General features: G+C 52.5%; 1 pseudogene. It reads right to left on the minus strand.

Annotated features, from left to right (window positions below):
* Positions 1-75: 75 nt before the first annotated feature.
* Positions 76-582: pseudogene (locus ABRP88_RS11380) on the minus strand (helix-turn-helix domain-containing protein); the annotation flags it as partial.
* Positions 583-785: the final 203 nt, after the last annotated feature.

The following is a 785-nucleotide window of genomic DNA, read 5'->3' on the forward strand; positions in this document are numbered from 1 at the left end:
CATGGTGGTAGATTACCTTTCTTCCCAGCTCGACTGGGCTGGATATCAGGTGTCCACCAAATGGGGGTCAGGTCCGTCATCGAGGATGGTTAAGATGGCGACACGCTTGTGGCTGGCTATTGTCCAATCACTGTAATCCATTTGCCAGGTTTCATTGGGTTGGTCGGCTTGAAAACGTATCCATGAGCTGCGAGGACGCTTCTGGGGTTGTGGTGTGACCTGGTCGTTGTTTGCGAGTATTCGATGAATTGTTGATGGTGCTGGCAGGGGGTTAATGCCTTCGCGTTCGAGGTGCCAGCCAATGGTGTGTGCTCCGGCGTCTGTGCCGCGGTTTATGAGCTCCTGGCGTAGTTGGAGGATCCGGTCGACGAGGTTGTTATTTAGTGCTCTGGGGTTGGTGTGAGGGCGTTTGGAACGCGGTTCTAGGGCTTTTATTCCGCCTTCTTTGTAGCGTTTGTGTAGCGTTCGAATCCATCGCGTGCTGACGTTGAAATGTTCAGCTGCTTCAGTCTGAGTCATGCCGGCAGCGAGCATCGTTTCAATGATGATTTTGGGGGCGGGTTTAGTCTTCTTTTCCACCATTCCAGCATGTAGGAACGATGTCTCGAGACATTCCTTTTTGCCCAGTTGGGGCATTTTCATCCACGGGTTGTCTGCCGGATCGATGTGGTGAGACATTCTTGCAGGACGAACCGGAACGATCTCATGAGAGCGTGTCAAGTTGTTTGTGTGTGGGGCTAGGTTTATAGGTATTTGTCGAAGCGGGCGGGAAAGGCTACGGCCAT

The sequence above is a fragment of the Corynebacterium sp. KPL2734 genome (assembly GCF_040225595.1).
GTDB lineage: Bacteria > Actinomycetota > Actinomycetes > Mycobacteriales > Mycobacteriaceae > Corynebacterium > Corynebacterium rhinophilum.